Raw genomic sequence first — 13,705 nt, 5'->3', positions numbered from 1 at the left:
AAGCGCCAACATGCTGCAAGCGGCCTGAACGCAGGCGCCGCCTTCAGAAGTTGAAAATCAGCCCGTCCCAAAAAATCAAATCTTCTCCGCCAATTCACGCGCGCGGCCAATATAGCCCGCCGGCGTCAAGGCCAGCAATTGCGCCTTGGCCGTATCCGGAATCGCCAAGCCTTGCACAAATTCTTGCAAAGCCTGTTGTGAAATGCCCTTGCCGCGCGTGAGTTCTTTCAACTGCTCATACGGGTTGGCGATGCCATAGCGGCGCATCACGGTTTGCACCGGTTCGGCCAGCACTTCCCAGCAATGATCCAGATCATCATTCAAGCGTTGCGGATTGACTTCCAGCTTGTTCAAGCCGCGCAGACAGGCTTCCAGCGCCAGCAGGGTGTAGCCGAAGGCCACGCCGATATTGCGCAGCACCGTGGAATCGGTCAAATCGCGCTGCATGCGCGAGACCGGCAGTTTTTCCGCCATGTGTTTCAGCACGGCATTGGCCAGACCCAGATTGCCTTCCGAGTTTTCAAAGTCGATCGGATTGACTTTGTGCGGCATGGTGGAAGAACCGATTTCACCGGCTTTGGTGATTTGCTTGAAATAACCCAGCGAAATATAAGTCCAGATGTCGCGGTTGAGATCGAGCAAAATCGTATTGCTGCGCGCCACCGCGTCAAACAATTCCGCCATATAGTCATGCGGCTCGATCTGGATGGTGTAGGGATTGAAAACGAGGCCCAGTCTTTGTTCCACCACATTGCGCGAAAAACTTTCCCAATCCACTTCCGGATAGGCTGACAGATGCGCATTGTAATTGCCGACTGCGCCATTCATCTTGCCCAGAATTTGCACCGAAGCAATGCGCTCAGCCGCGCGTTGCAGGCGCGCCACAACGTTGGCCATTTCTTTGCCAAGCGTGGTCGGGCTGGCGGTTTGGCCGTGCGTGCGCGAAAGCATGGGTTGGGCCGCATGTTGATGCGCCATGGCGCGCAGCTTGTCGATGACTTTTTGCAGCGTCGGCAACATCACCTGATCGCGTGCGGCTTTGAGCATCATGCCGTGGCTGGTGTTATTGATGTCTTCCGAGGTGCAGGCGAAATGGATGAATTCGGCGGCAGCGGCCAGTTCCGGCAAATCCTGCACCCGTTCCTTGAGCCAGTATTCCACCGCTTTCACATCGTGATTGGTGACGGCTTCGATGGCCTTGATGCGGGCGGCGTCATCGGCATTGAAATTCGCCGCCAATTGTTCCAGGCGCGCATTGGCTGCGGCGGAAAATGGGCGGATTTCCGCCAGGCCGGCTTGCGACAGCGCTTGCAACCAGGCAATTTCCACTTTGACGCGGTGGTGCATAAAACCGGCTTCAGATAACAGCGGGCGCAGGGCATCAGTCTTGGCGGCGTAGCGCCCGTCCATGGGCGAGAGAGCGGTCAAGGGCGAGAGAGAAGTCAGATCGGACATGGTCGGCATACTCAATGGGTGGAGATCAACCACGCATTTTATCATCCCCCCCGACTTGCTTGAAGTGCAAGCCGACTTGCCGGGCAGTGCGGCTGTCGCGCCACAGTTGTGCGCGGCGGCAATGCTATACTGTAGATTCACTCAATATGGTATGTATATATGAAACTGATAGCTTCCCTCACCAGCCCCTATGTGCGCAAAGTGCGCGTCGTCATGGCAGAGAAAAAGCTCGATTACCAGATGGAATTGGACAATGTCTGGGCGGCTGACAGCAAGACCCAGGCTGTCAACCCGCTGGGCAAAATACCATGCCTGATCATGGAAGACGGCTTCGCCTTGTATGACTCGCGCGTGATCGTCGAATATCTCGACACTCTGACCCCGGTGTGCAAGCTGTTGCCGTCCAGCGGGCGCGAACGCGCTGAAATCAAATGCTGGGAAGCGCTGGCCGATGGCGTGCTGGATGCCGGCGTGCTGATTTTTCTGGAGCGCACCAGACGTCCGGTGGAACAGCAAAACGAAGAATGGCTGCAGCGCCAGATGGGCAAGATTGAAGCCGGTTTGAAAACCATGTCGGAGATGCTGGGCGAAACCCCGTTTTGCGCCGGCAATCACTACACCCTGGCCGATGTCGCCGTGGGCTGTGCGCTGGGATGGTTGAATTTCCGCTTTCAGCAAATCGATTGGCGCACGCCGTATCCGAATCTGGCGCGCCTGTTCGATAAACTGTCGGAGCGTCAGTCTTTCAAAGACACTATTCCGGTTTTGCCGCCGGCGTAAGCCTGGCAGCATAAGCAAAACGGCCCCATTTCGGGGCCGTTTTTGCGTGTTGGCAGCCTCAGGAAGCTGCGCTCATCTGGCTTTGCAGATAATTTTGCAAGCCAACTTTCTGAATCAACTCCAGCTGGGTTTCCAGCCAGTCGATATGTTCCTCGGTGTCTTCCAGAATATCCTGCAGGATTTCACGCGAGACATAATCGCCCGCCTGTTCGCAGGCGACGATGCCTTCTTTCACCGTTTTTTGCGCGCCCAGCTCCAACTTCAAGTCGCAGTTCAGCATTTCTTCGGTGTTTTCGCCGATCATGACTTTATGCAAAGCCTGGATATTCGGCAGGCCTTCGAGCATCAGAATGCGTTCGATCAAGCGGTCGGCGTGTTTCATTTCGCCGATGGACTCGTCATATTCCTTCTTGCCGAGCTTGTCAAAGCCCCAGTTTTTGTACATGCGGGCATGCAAAAAATACTGGTTGATTGCCGTCAACTCATTGGTGAGTTGCGCATTGAGCAATTTGATTACGCTTTTGTCGCCTTTCATCTGAAGCTCCTGTAGGTGGGTGGGCTGGTGTGTCCAGCGCTTGCCGGTTTTGACATTATAGGACGAATCCGGTCTTGCGCAGTTTTACGTCAACCAAACAAATCCGAGCAGACCGCATAAGGCGCCGCTGGCGGTCAGCACCCCCAGCGTGCGCACAGTATGCAATTGCGTCCACAGCAACAATCCCGAAAGAGAAAGCAATATCAGGCTGCCGGCGATGCTGTCGGCCAGCAGAATCCAGAAAGTGTTGACGCCGGTGCCGGTGTGCAGGCGGGTCAGCATGCCGAGCAGGGTGGCGTCGAAGCGCTCGACTTTGATGAAGCGGTTGCCAACGATGTATTCAGCGGAAATACTGCTGCCGGGGGTGTGCAGCGACACATTCCAGCGTTCCGGCTGCATCACCTCCAGCTCGCCCCACGATACTTTGCGCGCTTCCTGGCGGCGCGCCGAGGGCGGGCTGACGGATTCCAGCTTGACCTGTTTTTGCAACCACTCCGCCATTTGCTGCGGATCCTGGAACATGGGATTGGGCAGCGGCAACTGCGCCGTGCTTTGCACATGGCGCTCGACCGGAATTTTCATCACGCTGCGATGATTCAGCAAAATCCCGGTGAAACCGAACAGCAGGCCGAGTACCGCCCCCCACAGACCGAGATAGAGATGGGTGGCGCGCAGCCAGCGTAAAAACTGTGCGCGGCGCGAAGGTTTGCGCTGCTGCATTTGCTCGACATCTTTTTCTGTCACGAGATGCAGGGCGGGGCGTTGCGATTCGGCATTCTGGAAATTCATGGGGACCGTCCTGGTGACTTACAGAGTTCATGCTTTGACATGATTTTGCAGGCAGGGCGGCGTGCGGTCAAGCTGACTGTTAACGCGGCGGCTCCATCGGGTGCGGCGTGGCGTTCGCGCTGGCGGCAGCGGATGCGGAAGCTGCGGCGGAAGCGGATGCGCTGGCGGAAGCCGGCTTGGGCGGAATCACTTTGGCGTACACCAGGCGCTCCACCGGCTTGTCAAAAATAGTGATGCGCAACACCACATACAGCGCGGCGTGCAACAGCACAATCACACCCAGCGTCGCCAGCCAGCGGCGCAGGCGCGAGGGTTCAGACGGCGCTTGGATTTGATCCAGCTTGTCTTGCAGATGAAAAGGCAGGGCGGATTTTGTATGTTGCTTCATTCTCTATCGCATTTTGTGCATGACGCTGAACGCGATTGTAACCCGGCGCGCAGCCTGCGGGGTTGAGAGAATCGCAGCGCGCAATCCGGCGGGCGCTGAAACCAGGCCCGCGCTGCCGGTTTGGCTCCGGTTTTTGCAGTCAGGCGGCGGCCAGGCTCATGCCGCGCTGCTGCGGACAGGCCGCCGCCGCATCGCGCATGATGCGCTTGGCGCAGGAACCGCATTTGCCGCAGCAGTCGCCCACCCCCAGATTGCGGCGCAAATCGGCCATGCTTTGCATGCCCATTTGCACCGCGCGGGTGATTTCGCGATCCGACACATTATTGCAAACACAGACAATCATTTTCTTTCCTCTTTCAAACAGCCGGCGCCAGCAGGCGGCCAAACAAACTGCGGCGGGGTTGGCGCGGCATGGTGTGCTCCACCACTTGCGCCCACTGTTCCGCCAACTGTTCACAGGTGGCGCGCAGCACAGGAGTCAAATCCCGCGCCTGCGCCAACGCCTTCAAATGCCGCTCAATCACGGCGGCCAACTTCAGGCAACCGCCTTGCGCGCTGTAATGCGACATCAAGTGCAGCGTCGCGCTGATTAAAATCGCGCTTTGGGTATCGGCGCCAGCCGTGGATTCTTGCAGCGTGATATCGGCCATGATGTTCTCCCTTTGCTGATAGACAGGCTGGCGGGCGGCTGGCGTCGGTGGCTGAGCGTCCGGCTCAGGCGGTCAGAATGAGTTTGTTCAGATTCGTCAAGCGCATGCGGTAGATGCGCCCCTCGTGATCGATTTCGATCTCGCGGTTGGTTTGAAACAGGTCGCTGCTCTTGATGCGCGGCAGGGTGACAGCCGGTTTGGCGGCTTGCGGCTTGAAGGCGGGAGTATTGGTGGTCATGATGTTCATTCCGTAAATGAGAACAATTCGTATTTGCATTATTCGATATTTACGCCGCGATTGCAAGCGGATTTTAAGCTGTCAGGCTTGACAGGTAGCCGCCGCCCGGGCGGGCGGCGGCTTGCAATCAGAAACCGCTCAAGACGATCTTGCCACGGGTGTGTTTGCCCTCAATTGCGGCATGTGCGCGGCGCAGATTGGCGGCGTTGATGCGGCCATAATTTTCTCCCATGGTGCTGCGTAACACGCCCTGATCAATCAGTTGGGCGGCGCGCTCCAGCAAAACATGCTGCTGCTGCATATCGCTGGTGGAGAACAGCGAGCGGGTGAACATCATTTCCCACACCAGGCCGGCGCTTTTCGCCATCAGCTTGACCATCGGCAGCGCTTGCGCGGTTTCCACAATGGCGCAGATCAAGCCTTGCGGCGCGATGATTTCCGCCAGCGCATCAAAATGCGGCTCCAGTTCTGAGGCGCACAGCACATAATCAACTTGCGGCAGCCCCAGCGCTTGCAACTGCGCCGGCATATTCCCGCTGTGGTCGATCACATGGTTTGCGCCCAGGCTGCGGCACCAGGCGGCGGAATCTTCACGCGAGGCAGTCGCGATCACTTCCAGCCCCGCCACTTGGCGCGCCAATTGAATTGCGATCGAGCCAACGCCGCCGGCCCCGGCGATAATCAAGATCCGTTTGCCGCGCGCCGCGCCGTCTTGCGCAATGCGCAGACGCTCAAACAGCGCTTCCCAGGCGGTGATGGTGGTCAGCGGCAGCGCGGCGGCCTGGCTGAAATCGAGCGAGGCCGGCATATGGCCGGTGATGCGCTCATCCACTAATTGATATTCGCTGTACGCGCCCTGGCGCTGCAGTGCGCCGGCGTAATACACACGGTCGCCCGGCTTGAACTGCGTCACTTGCGGCCCGACCGCTTCCACCACGCCGGCGGCGTCCCAGCCCAGCACGCGCAACATACGGCCATCCGCATCCGGAGTCGGGCCGGGGAAGGCGTCAGAGGCGCGCACCTTGGCGTCCACCGGATTGACTGCAATCGCTTCAATTTTCACCAGCAAATCACGGCCTGTCGCTTGCGGCTTTGGCATCTCAATATCCAACAGCGCGTTGGCATGATCGAGCGGCAGATGTTCACGGATGGCGATGGCTTTCATATTTTCTCCAGTCATAAAAAGTGGCGTAAAGCGGAAATAAAGATGCTTTGCCGGGAATTTGTTGCTGCAAGGCATCGAATGAAGCCAGTGTAAGTGAGGCGGATTTGTTTGATAATTGGGATAATCGCTAAAAGATTTTTTTGGAAATCAGAATAATGGCCTTGGATTTGATCGATGTGGCGCTTTTTGTGCGGGTCGCCGCCACCCGCAACCTGTCTGCCGCCGGGCGCGAATTCGGCTTGTCGCCCGCCGCCTCCAGCGCCCGCATGGCGCAGCTGGAAAAGCAATTGCATGCCCGCCTGTTGCTGCGCAGCACACGCAAAATCATGTTGAGCCAGGAGGGCGAGCAGTTTTTACCGGCGGCCCAGGCCTTGCTGGAGGCGGCGGATGCGGCGGAAATGGCGATTCAAGGCAGCCAGCCGCAAGGCTTGCTGCGGGTCGCGGTTTCCGCTTCTTTTGGCCGCCAGCATCTGGGGCCGTTGTTGCCGGGATTTTTGCGCGCTTACCCCGCCATCAGCCTCGATTTGCGTTTGTCCGATGCCGTGGTGGATATGATCGCCGAGGGGATTGATGTGGCGATCCGGCTTGGCGCCTTGCGCGACTCCAATCTGGTGGCGCGGCAACTGGCGCCCAACCGGCGCGTACTGTGCGCAAGTCCGGCTTATCTGGCCGCGCATGGCGCGCCGCAGACGCCGGCGGATCTGGCCAAACATGAATGCCTGATTTTGAATGCCCAGCGCGATTGGCGCTTTGCCCCGCGCTGGCAGGATGGCCCGGAACAGGCGGTGCGCGTGAGCGGGCGCTTAAACAGCGATAACTATGAAATCCTGTCCGCTGCCGCATTGGATGGCATGGGCGTGCAGATCAAGGCGCTGTGGGACGCCGCACCCTTGCTGCGCAGCGGTCAGCTGCAGGAAATTTTGCCGGATTGGCGCATCAGCGGCGATTCCTTCATTTGGGCCGTGTATCCGGGGCGCAAACTGGCGCCGGGTAAGACAGAGGCGTTCATCCATTATTTGCAAGGACATTTCGGCCCGCAGCCATATTGGGAAGCCGGCTTGCCGGCGCAGGCGCCTGCTTGAATATGCTATGATGAATGTGATTTGTATCGCATCACATAAATCATTCGGGGGCGTCATGAGGGTTCAAGTTTCCAATAAATTCCGGCGCTCGCTGGCGCGTCGTTACAGCATGCCGCCGCCAGATGCGGTTCTCGCAGACGGACAAGCGGCCCCGCCCGCCCGCATACAAAACCGGTATGCCGGGCAAGCCCTCGAAGCGCGCCAATTACAGCGCGTCAGCGCCCATCTGGTGCAGGAATTGCGCGCCGCCCTCGGCGTGTTGCGCGAACAGGCCGGGGCCGGCCTGTGGGAAGCGGCGATTCAGCAATCCACCCCCGATTTAAGTCAACTTTTGCACAACAGCGCCCAGCAATGGCAAGTGCAGCAAAACGCCGCCCTGCGGCAGCGTTTTGTTGAACAATGTCAGGGCATGTTAAGCAGTCATCAAGTGGCCGACCTGCTAGGCTCGCGCGCCAAAAACCGCGCCGCCCTGGCCAATCAACTCAAAGACAGCAAACGCGTGCTGGCCCTGCGTCTGCATGGACAGGACTGGTATCCAGCCTGCCAATTCGACGCCCAAGCCGGACGCGTCTGGCCGGAAATGGCGGAATTGATTCGGCTCCTCGAACGTGATTATGAAGCCGGCTGGCAGCTGGCTTTGTGGCTGATCACGCCGCATGCCTGGCTGCAACAGGCCGCGCCGCTCACTTTCTGGCTGCAGGGACAGCGCGCAGCGGTGTTGCAAGCCGCGCGTGAGGAAATGGCGGCGTTCGCCGCATGAGCGCCGGCATCTGGCCGCAAGCGGACGCCGCCCTGATCGAAGCTGCCGGGGTGCAGCGTGCGCCGCGCATTTTGCCGCCCGGCAGCGCCTTGCACCATATTCACGAAAGCTGTTTTGATCCGGCCAGCTTCAATCCCGGCCTGGGGCAGGGCCGTTTCCACCCTTTTACCGATGCGCATGGCCGCAGTGTGCCGGTGTATTATGCGGCGCAAACCGAAATCGGCAGCTATTGCGAAACCCTGCTGCGCGCGCTGGATAGCAATTTGAGCGCCTGCCGCGTACTGTCGGCCAGGCGCGCTGCGCGTTACAGCTACGCCCTGCTGCACAACCGGCGCGAATTGCGTCTGGCTGACTTGAGCGGCAGCATGTTGCTGCGCCTGGGCTTGACCCGTGGCGCTTTGCTCGAACCCGGCCCGCCGCACTACGCGCACACGCAGCACTGGGCGCAAGCGATTCACGCCGCCTGCCCGCAACTGCATGGTTTGAGCTGGATCAGCCGCCAGCATGACGCGTCGCTGTGCCTGATGCTGTTTGGCGACCGCGTGCACAGCGCTGATTTGCAGCTGCAAGAACGGCACGATCTGGCCACCCTGAGCGGACAACAGCGCTTGCATGCCGTCGCCGCCAGCTTATGCGTGGTGGTCAGTCATTAAATGGAAAGCAAGGCATGCAATATATATTGATCAGTTACGGCACGGCGGGAGATATTTTCCCCTATCTGGCGTTGGCGCAAGCCTTGCGTCAGGCCGGGCATGAGGTGCAGTGCATCGCCACCCCGAATATGGCGCCCCATGCGGCGCAGCTTGGCGTGCCGTTTCATGCCCTGATGCCGGACGCGGACTATCAAGCCGCGCTGGATGCGCCGCAAGTCTGGGATGTGCACGAAGGTTTTTATTGTCTGTGGCGATACAGCTGGCCCTGGATGCAGCGCTTGCCGGCCCTGTTGCAACAATTGGCCGCAAACCGGGACACGCTGCTGGTTTGCCATCCATTTCTGGTTCCGGCCATGAATTTATGGCGCGAGCGGCAAACCGGGGTGCGCGCCGCCGCACTGTTTTTAGCGCCCAGTAATTTACGCACGCTGCACGATCCGCTGCTGTTGGGGGAACACCGGGTTCCGGCCTGGTTCCCGTTCTGGCTGCGCCGCATGTTATGGCGCGCCGGTGAGCGGAAAGTGCATTTTCCGCAGATGCTGGCGGATCTGAATCAAGCCAGAGCGGCGCTCGGTTTGCCGCTGCTGTCCGATTTAATCGGCCATTTTGCCGATGGGGTGGAGCTGGCCTTGGGCATGTTTCCCGACTGGTTCGGCCCGGCCAAGCCGGACTGGCCGGCGCATTTCATGCATGCCGGTTTTCCCCTGCACAATCCGGATGCGCAAGCGGCTTTGCCGCCGGCCTTGCAGGCGTTTTTGCAGCAGGGCGCTGCCCCGCTCTTATTTACGCCGGGCAGCGCATATCGGCATGGCCGCCGCTATTTTGACATCGCGCTTGAGGTTTTGCGCCGCAATCAACAGCGCGCCATTTTTCTCACCGCCAGTCAGGCCCATTTGCCGCCCTTGCCGCCAAGCGTGTTTTGGCAGGATTTTGTCCCGCTTTCTCAGTTGTTGCCGCATGTCAGCTGGCTGCTGCACCATGGCGGCATCGGCACTTGCGCCGAAGGCATGGCGGCTGGCGTGCCGCAGATTGCGATTCCCTGCGCTTACGATCAATTTGATAATGGCGCGCGCTTGCAAGCGCTGGGCGTGGGCTGGAGCCTGCCGATGCGGCGCTTGAGCGCGAAACGTCTGTTGGCTTTGCTGGCGCAGCCGCCGGCGCACTGCCGGCAAATCGCCGCACGCATGGCCAGCGCGCCATCCAGCATGCAAAACTGCCTGGGCGCGCTGGCGCAGCTGGCGGCGCGCTCAACTTCAGGAATGCAATCACATGGGCAATAAAATTCCACAATCGGTGCTGGTGGTGATCTACACCGCAGATCTGCAAGTGCTCTTGATCGAACGCGCCGACCGTCCCGGCTTTTGGCAATCGGTGACAGGTTCCAAAGACAGCTGGGACGAAGATTGGCGCCTCACAGCGCAACGCGAAGTGGCCGAGGAAACCGGGTTTTGCGTCGGCGCCGCGCAGGCTGACGCGGTGTTAAACCTGCCGCAGCAGAATTTGCACGATTGGGCCTTGGAGAATGTGTATGAAATCTACCCGGTCTGGCGCCATCGCTACCCGGAAGGCGTGACACACAATACGGAGCGCGTGTTCGGCCTGCTGTTGCCGCAAGCGCTGGCGCCGCGTTTAAGCCCGCGTGAGCATCGCGACTATCGCTGGCTGCCCTGGCGCGAGGCGGCCGATTTGTGTTTTTCGCCGTCAAATGCGGAGGCCGTGCTGCAACTGCCGCAGCGCTTGCAAGACTGATTATTCCGGCAGACTGGCGATTTGGCGGTCAATATTGGCCGCCATCGGCTGCATTTTGCGCAGGATTTGCGCAATTTCGGGGTGCGCCTGCTGGCCGCATTGCTGTTCCAATTGCATACACAGTTGCGCGAATTCCTGCGCATCCATTGACAGCGCTTCACTGCGCAAAGACTGCGCCAGGGTTTGCAGCAATTGCCAATTGCCATCCGCGCATGCGGCTTCCATCTCAAACATGGTCTGCGACAGGGTGTCGGCAAACATTTGCGCAAAGCGGCGCAAGACGCCGGGATCATTGCCCACCAATTGACTCAAGCGTGACAGATTAAAGCTGTCAGCATTGAGCGGCTCGCCTTGCGGTTCAGTCTCGCTCAGTGGTTGCAGCCATTTCGCCAGCGCCGCGTACAGCATGGCCGGCTTGATCGGTTTGGTGATGAAATCATTCATCCCGGCCGCCATGCACAAAGCCTGGTTGTGCATCGAGGCGCTGGCGGTCATGGCGATCACCAACTGATCTTCCATTGCGGCATTGGCGCGGATGGCGCGTGTCGCCGTGACCCCATCCATCACCGGCATTTGCATATCCATCAACACACAATCAAAGCGCTGCTGTTTGAGGATATCAAGGGCGACCTGGCCGTTTTCTGCGATGACCACCTCAGCTCCGGCGTTTTTCAGCATCGCCTGCGCCACTTTCTGGTTCAAAGGCTGATCTTCCACCAATAAAATGCGATGGCCGCGCATGGCCTCCTTGGCGCGCTCGGCGGCCTCTTTCGCCGCCTGCGCATCCTGTTCGCGCCGGCTGACGTCCAGATTGCGCGCAAAGCGCACAGAAAACCAGAATCGGCTGCCTTTGCCCTGCTCGCTGTGCACGCCGACTTTGCCCCCCATTAATTCCACCAATTCCTTGCTGATCGCCAGCCCCAAACCGGTGCCGCCGAATTTGCGGCTGGTCGAGGCTTCCGCTTGCTGATAGCGTTGAAACAGGCGCGCCATTTGCTGCTGACTCATGCCAATCCCGGTGTCGATCACGGCAAAGCCGATCTGCACACAATCCGCCTGCTGCTCTTCGCAATGAATATGCAGACTGACTGAGCCATGATGCGTGAACTTGATGGCGTTGGCGATGAAGTTGATCAAAATCTGCGATAAGCGCAAGGCGTCGCCGCGCAAAGAACTCGGGATTTGCTCACCCATCACCATTTCAAAGCGCAAGCCCTTGTCCTCGGCCTTGCTCAGCATCAGCCGGCTGAGTTTGTCCAGCGTCTCGCGCAAATCGAAATCGGCTTCTTCCACCGTCAGCTGGCCGGCTTCGATTTTCGACATATCCAGAATATCGTTGATCAGGGACAGTAAATGCTCAGCCGAGAGGCGGATATTCTCCAGATAATCGCGCTGTCCGGGCGTCAGATCTGACTCCAGCGCCAGATAACTCATGCCCAGAATAATATTCATCGGCGTGCGGATTTCATGCGTCATCTGCGCCAGCCATGCGCTCTTGGCCTGGTTGGCTTCTTCCAGCGCCTGCTGGCGTTGCCGGGTGGCGCTGGAATCCAGGCAGACCCCATGCCACAAAGTCTGGCCATTACGTCGCAGCGCGCGCGCATGCAGGCAGCGCCAGCGTGCAGTTTGTCCCTCTTGCATTTGCAAATGGCATTCAATGGTTTCCGCGTCGCTTTGTATGATGCGCCACAGCGCATTCCGGCTGTCAGCCTGCAATCCTTGCAGCCATGCGTTGAAGGGTTGATCTTCGGAATGCAGATCGAACAGGCTGGCGAAACCAGGGTTGTGCCACAGCAAACTGGCCTGCTGCGGCGCATCAAGTTGCAGCACGAACAAGCCGCAAGGGGCATGGCGGGCGGCTTGGGAGGAGGGATCAAGGCGGCAGGACTGTAAATGCTGCTCGCTGGTCTGTAATGCGTTTTCGCGCTGGCGCAAAGCTTCCTGCCAGGCCGCTTCTTGTTGTTGCAGCCGCTGATTGAAGTGAGCTTCCTGCTGCGTCATGCTGCTGGCGTGTTGCGCCAGGGTTTGTTGCAACTGCGTCGCCAGTAAGTGCAGCTGGCGCCAAATAAACAAGGCTGTCGCCAGCATCCCGACCATGCTTAGCCAGCCGGCGCCGCTCAGCGCCAAGGCGCCGAGCAAAAGCATAAGGCCGGCGGCGCCAGCCAGCAGCCAGAGCCGTTTGCGGACAGCATGTTGCGACAGCGAAGCATCCATACCCGGGTTCCTGTGGTCAAAAACGCAAGGTGCAGCAGGCAGTGCAAGGCGCCGCAATGGCGCATCGCCCCATTCTGGCACAAAAATGCCGGCTTAGGCGGGCCGGGGGCCGCGCGCCGCCATGATCAGCGAACAGGTTTCGCCAATCCTGTTAAAAAAAGCTAAAATCCACGATTCTGAAAAATTTTTGATGGCGTCATCCTTCCCGCAAAGCCCGCCGGCACTGGACTTTCCAACCAGCAAAAGCGCAGTGTTTCTTGTATTTCGAGCAAGAAAACCAGCCCAAGGCAGGACTGTCGTCTGCATGGAACAAAACAATGCTCACATTCCAACAACTGATTTTGAAATTGCAAGAGTATTGGGACAGCCATGGCTGCGCCCTGTTGCAACCATATGATATGGAAGTCGGGGCCGGCACCTTCCATACCGCCACCTTCCTGCGCGCAGTCGGCCCGGAACCCTGGCGCGCCGCCTATGTGCAACCGTCGCGCCGTCCGAAAGACGGGCGCTACGGCGAAAACCCGAACCGCCTGCAACACTACTACCAATATCAGGTGGTGATGAAACCGGCCCCGCAAAACATCCTCGAACTGTATCTCGGCTCGCTTGCCGCACTCGGCCTGAATCTGCAGGAAAACGATGTGCGCTTTGTGGAAGACGACTGGGAAAGCCCGACGCTGGGCGCCTGGGGCCTGGGCTGGGAAGTCTGGTTAAACGGCATGGAAGTGACCCAATTCACCTACTTCCAGCAAGTCGGCGGGCTGGATTGCAAGCCGGTGCTGGGGGAAATCACCTACGGCCTGGAACGGCTGGCGATGTATCTGCAAGGCGTGGAAAACGTGTACGACCTGGTGTGGACGCAGTGGGAAGAAAACGGCGTGCAAAAACGCCTGTTGTACCGCGATGTGTTCCATCAAAACGAAGTCGAACAATCCACCTACAACTTTGAACACGCAAATGTGGACGCGCTGTTTGCGCATTTCAGCCACTACGAAGCCGAAGCCAAGCGGCTGATGGGCCTGGAATTGACCCTGCCGGCGTATGAAATGATCATGAAAGCCTCGCACAGCTTCAATCTGCTCGACGCGCGCGGCGCGATTTCCGTCACCGAGCGCGCCGCCTACATCGGCCGCGTGCGCACCCTGTCGCGCATGGTGGCGCAAGCCTATTACGATTCGCGCGAACGGCTGGGCTTCCCGATTTTGGCGCAGGCACAGCAACAGCCGGCATAAGCGGCGCTTTCATGG

Annotated in this window: 17 protein-coding genes; 8 read left to right on the top strand and 9 right to left on the bottom strand. The window is 59.0% G+C overall.

What is annotated here, in order from left to right; all coding sequences use genetic code 11:
* Positions 1 to 75: 75 nt before the first annotated feature.
* The gene (gene purB / locus V8J88_RS17265) at positions 76 to 1,455 is read right to left on the bottom strand and encodes an adenylosuccinate lyase (protein WP_338845470.1); all 1,380 of its coding nucleotides are present in this window, start codon (positions 1,453 to 1,455) and stop codon (positions 76 to 78) included.
* A gap of 159 nt (positions 1,456 to 1,614) precedes the next feature.
* On the opposite strand from purB, the gene V8J88_RS17260 reads away from it, so the two are divergent.
* Complete coding sequence (locus tag V8J88_RS17260; protein WP_338845469.1) at positions 1,615 to 2,235, top strand: glutathione S-transferase C-terminal domain-containing protein; 621 nt, start codon at positions 1,615 to 1,617, stop codon at positions 2,233 to 2,235.
* Between the two features lie 58 nt (positions 2,236 to 2,293).
* Here the strand turns inward: V8J88_RS17260 and bfr are convergent, their stop codons facing one another.
* The 7 genes from bfr to V8J88_RS17225 all read right to left on the bottom strand — a co-directional run bounded on the left by bfr (position 2,294) and on the right by V8J88_RS17225 (position 6,000).
* On the bottom strand, positions 2,294 to 2,770 hold the full coding sequence (bfr, locus tag V8J88_RS17255) for a bacterioferritin (RefSeq protein WP_338845468.1): 477 nt from the start codon (positions 2,768 to 2,770) through the stop codon (positions 2,294 to 2,296).
* 84 nt (positions 2,771 to 2,854) lie between these two features.
* The gene (locus V8J88_RS17250) at positions 2,855 to 3,559 is read right to left on the bottom strand and encodes a PepSY-associated TM helix domain-containing protein (protein ID WP_338845467.1); all 705 of its coding nucleotides are present in this window, start codon (positions 3,557 to 3,559) and stop codon (positions 2,855 to 2,857) included.
* 79 nt (positions 3,560 to 3,638) lie between these two features.
* Entirely contained in the window at positions 3,639 to 3,947 is a 309-nt protein-coding gene (locus V8J88_RS17245; protein ID WP_338845466.1) for a hypothetical protein, read from the bottom strand.
* Between the two features lie 139 nt (positions 3,948 to 4,086).
* A complete protein-coding gene (locus tag V8J88_RS17240; RefSeq protein ID WP_338845465.1) occupies positions 4,087 to 4,290 on the bottom strand; it encodes a (2Fe-2S)-binding protein in 204 nt (67 codons plus the stop codon).
* Positions 4,291 to 4,303: 13 nt separating this feature from the next.
* Positions 4,304 to 4,597 carry a hypothetical protein gene (locus tag V8J88_RS17235; RefSeq protein WP_338845464.1) on the bottom strand — a complete coding sequence of 98 codons (294 nt, stop codon included), beginning with the start codon at positions 4,595 to 4,597 and terminating at the stop codon, positions 4,304 to 4,306.
* Positions 4,598 to 4,661: 64 nt separating this feature from the next.
* Positions 4,662 to 4,835 carry a hemin uptake protein HemP gene (locus tag V8J88_RS17230; RefSeq protein WP_338845463.1) on the bottom strand — a complete coding sequence of 58 codons (174 nt, stop codon included), beginning with the start codon at positions 4,833 to 4,835 and terminating at the stop codon, positions 4,662 to 4,664.
* Positions 4,836 to 4,962: 127 nt separating this feature from the next.
* Positions 4,963 to 6,000: a zinc-binding alcohol dehydrogenase family protein gene (locus V8J88_RS17225; RefSeq protein ID WP_338845462.1), complete on the bottom strand. Its 1,038-nt coding sequence runs from the start codon at positions 5,998 to 6,000 to the stop codon at positions 4,963 to 4,965.
* Positions 6,001 to 6,155: 155 nt separating this feature from the next.
* Here V8J88_RS17225 and V8J88_RS17220 point away from each other — a divergent pair, with 155 nt between their 5' ends.
* From V8J88_RS17220 to nudB, 5 genes are read left to right on the top strand one after another with little or no spacing between them, the layout of a single operon-like run.
* Entirely contained in the window at positions 6,156 to 7,082 is a 927-nt protein-coding gene (locus tag V8J88_RS17220) for a LysR family transcriptional regulator (protein ID WP_338845461.1), read from the top strand.
* A gap of 55 nt (positions 7,083 to 7,137) precedes the next feature.
* Positions 7,138 to 7,842: a hypothetical protein gene (locus tag V8J88_RS17215; RefSeq protein WP_338845460.1), complete on the top strand. Its 705-nt coding sequence runs from the start codon at positions 7,138 to 7,140 to the stop codon at positions 7,840 to 7,842.
* Positions 7,839 to 8,495 (top strand): RES family NAD+ phosphorylase, encoded by a 657-nt coding sequence (locus tag V8J88_RS17210; RefSeq protein WP_338845459.1) that lies wholly within the window; start codon positions 7,839 to 7,841, stop codon positions 8,493 to 8,495. Before V8J88_RS17215 ends, V8J88_RS17210 begins: the two co-directional genes overlap by 4 nt.
* A gap of 14 nt (positions 8,496 to 8,509) precedes the next feature.
* Positions 8,510 to 9,775, top strand: a complete 1,266-nt coding sequence (locus V8J88_RS17205; RefSeq protein WP_338845458.1) for a glycosyltransferase — start codon at positions 8,510 to 8,512, stop codon at positions 9,773 to 9,775.
* The gene (gene nudB / locus V8J88_RS17200; protein WP_338845457.1) at positions 9,765 to 10,244 is read left to right on the top strand and encodes a dihydroneopterin triphosphate diphosphatase; all 480 of its coding nucleotides are present in this window, start codon (positions 9,765 to 9,767) and stop codon (positions 10,242 to 10,244) included. The genes V8J88_RS17205 and nudB overlap by 11 nt, the downstream gene beginning before the upstream one ends.
* Here nudB and V8J88_RS17195 read toward each other — a convergent pair whose 3' ends face one another.
* Complete coding sequence (locus tag V8J88_RS17195; protein ID WP_338845456.1) at positions 10,245 to 12,458, bottom strand: ATP-binding protein; 2,214 nt, start codon at positions 12,456 to 12,458, stop codon at positions 10,245 to 10,247.
* Positions 12,459 to 12,579: 121 nt separating this feature from the next.
* Here V8J88_RS17195 and V8J88_RS17190 point away from each other — a divergent pair, with 121 nt between their 5' ends.
* On the top strand, positions 12,580 to 12,855 hold the full coding sequence (locus tag V8J88_RS17190) for a hypothetical protein (protein WP_338845455.1): 276 nt from the start codon (positions 12,580 to 12,582) through the stop codon (positions 12,853 to 12,855).
* A complete protein-coding gene (gene glyQ / locus V8J88_RS17185) occupies positions 12,776 to 13,690 on the top strand; it encodes a glycine--tRNA ligase subunit alpha (protein ID WP_338845454.1) in 915 nt (304 codons plus the stop codon). Before V8J88_RS17190 ends, glyQ begins: the two co-directional genes overlap by 80 nt.
* Positions 13,691 to 13,705 lie beyond the last annotated feature (15 nt).

It is taken from the genome of Massilia sp. W12 (assembly GCF_037300705.1).
Lineage (GTDB): Bacteria > Pseudomonadota > Gammaproteobacteria > Burkholderiales > Burkholderiaceae_D > JACPVY01.
This window is presented reverse-complemented; position numbering and strand designations above follow the sequence as displayed.

Coding starts and splice junctions, on each gene's coding strand:
- nudB (WP_338845457.1), top strand. CDS start 9,765: ATGGGCAATAAAATTCCACAATCGGTGCTGGTGGTGATCTACACCGCA.
- V8J88_RS17240 (WP_338845465.1), bottom strand. CDS start 4,290: ATGATTGTCTGTGTTTGCAATAATGTGTCGGATCGCGAAATCACCCGC.
- V8J88_RS17210 (WP_338845459.1), top strand. CDS start 7,839: ATGAGCGCCGGCATCTGGCCGCAAGCGGACGCCGCCCTGATCGAAGCT.
- glyQ (WP_338845454.1), top strand. CDS start 12,776: ATGCTCACATTCCAACAACTGATTTTGAAATTGCAAGAGTATTGGGAC.
- purB (WP_338845470.1), bottom strand. CDS start 1,455: ATGTCCGATCTGACTTCTCTCTCGCCCTTGACCGCTCTCTCGCCCATG.
- V8J88_RS17195 (WP_338845456.1), bottom strand. CDS start 12,458: ATGGATGCTTCGCTGTCGCAACATGCTGTCCGCAAACGGCTCTGGCTG.
- V8J88_RS17245 (WP_338845466.1), bottom strand. CDS start 3,947: ATGAAGCAACATACAAAATCCGCCCTGCCTTTTCATCTGCAAGACAAG.
- V8J88_RS17215 (WP_338845460.1), top strand. CDS start 7,138: ATGAGGGTTCAAGTTTCCAATAAATTCCGGCGCTCGCTGGCGCGTCGT.
- V8J88_RS17225 (WP_338845462.1), bottom strand. CDS start 6,000: ATGAAAGCCATCGCCATCCGTGAACATCTGCCGCTCGATCATGCCAAC.
- V8J88_RS17205 (WP_338845458.1), top strand. CDS start 8,510: ATGCAATATATATTGATCAGTTACGGCACGGCGGGAGATATTTTCCCC.
- V8J88_RS17235 (WP_338845464.1), bottom strand. CDS start 4,597: ATGGCCGATATCACGCTGCAAGAATCCACGGCTGGCGCCGATACCCAA.
- V8J88_RS17250 (WP_338845467.1), bottom strand. CDS start 3,559: ATGAATTTCCAGAATGCCGAATCGCAACGCCCCGCCCTGCATCTCGTG.
- V8J88_RS17220 (WP_338845461.1), top strand. CDS start 6,156: ATGGCCTTGGATTTGATCGATGTGGCGCTTTTTGTGCGGGTCGCCGCC.
- V8J88_RS17260 (WP_338845469.1), top strand. CDS start 1,615: ATGAAACTGATAGCTTCCCTCACCAGCCCCTATGTGCGCAAAGTGCGC.
- V8J88_RS17190 (WP_338845455.1), top strand. CDS start 12,580: ATGATCAGCGAACAGGTTTCGCCAATCCTGTTAAAAAAAGCTAAAATC.
- V8J88_RS17230 (WP_338845463.1), bottom strand. CDS start 4,835: ATGACCACCAATACTCCCGCCTTCAAGCCGCAAGCCGCCAAACCGGCT.
- bfr (WP_338845468.1), bottom strand. CDS start 2,770: ATGAAAGGCGACAAAAGCGTAATCAAATTGCTCAATGCGCAACTCACC.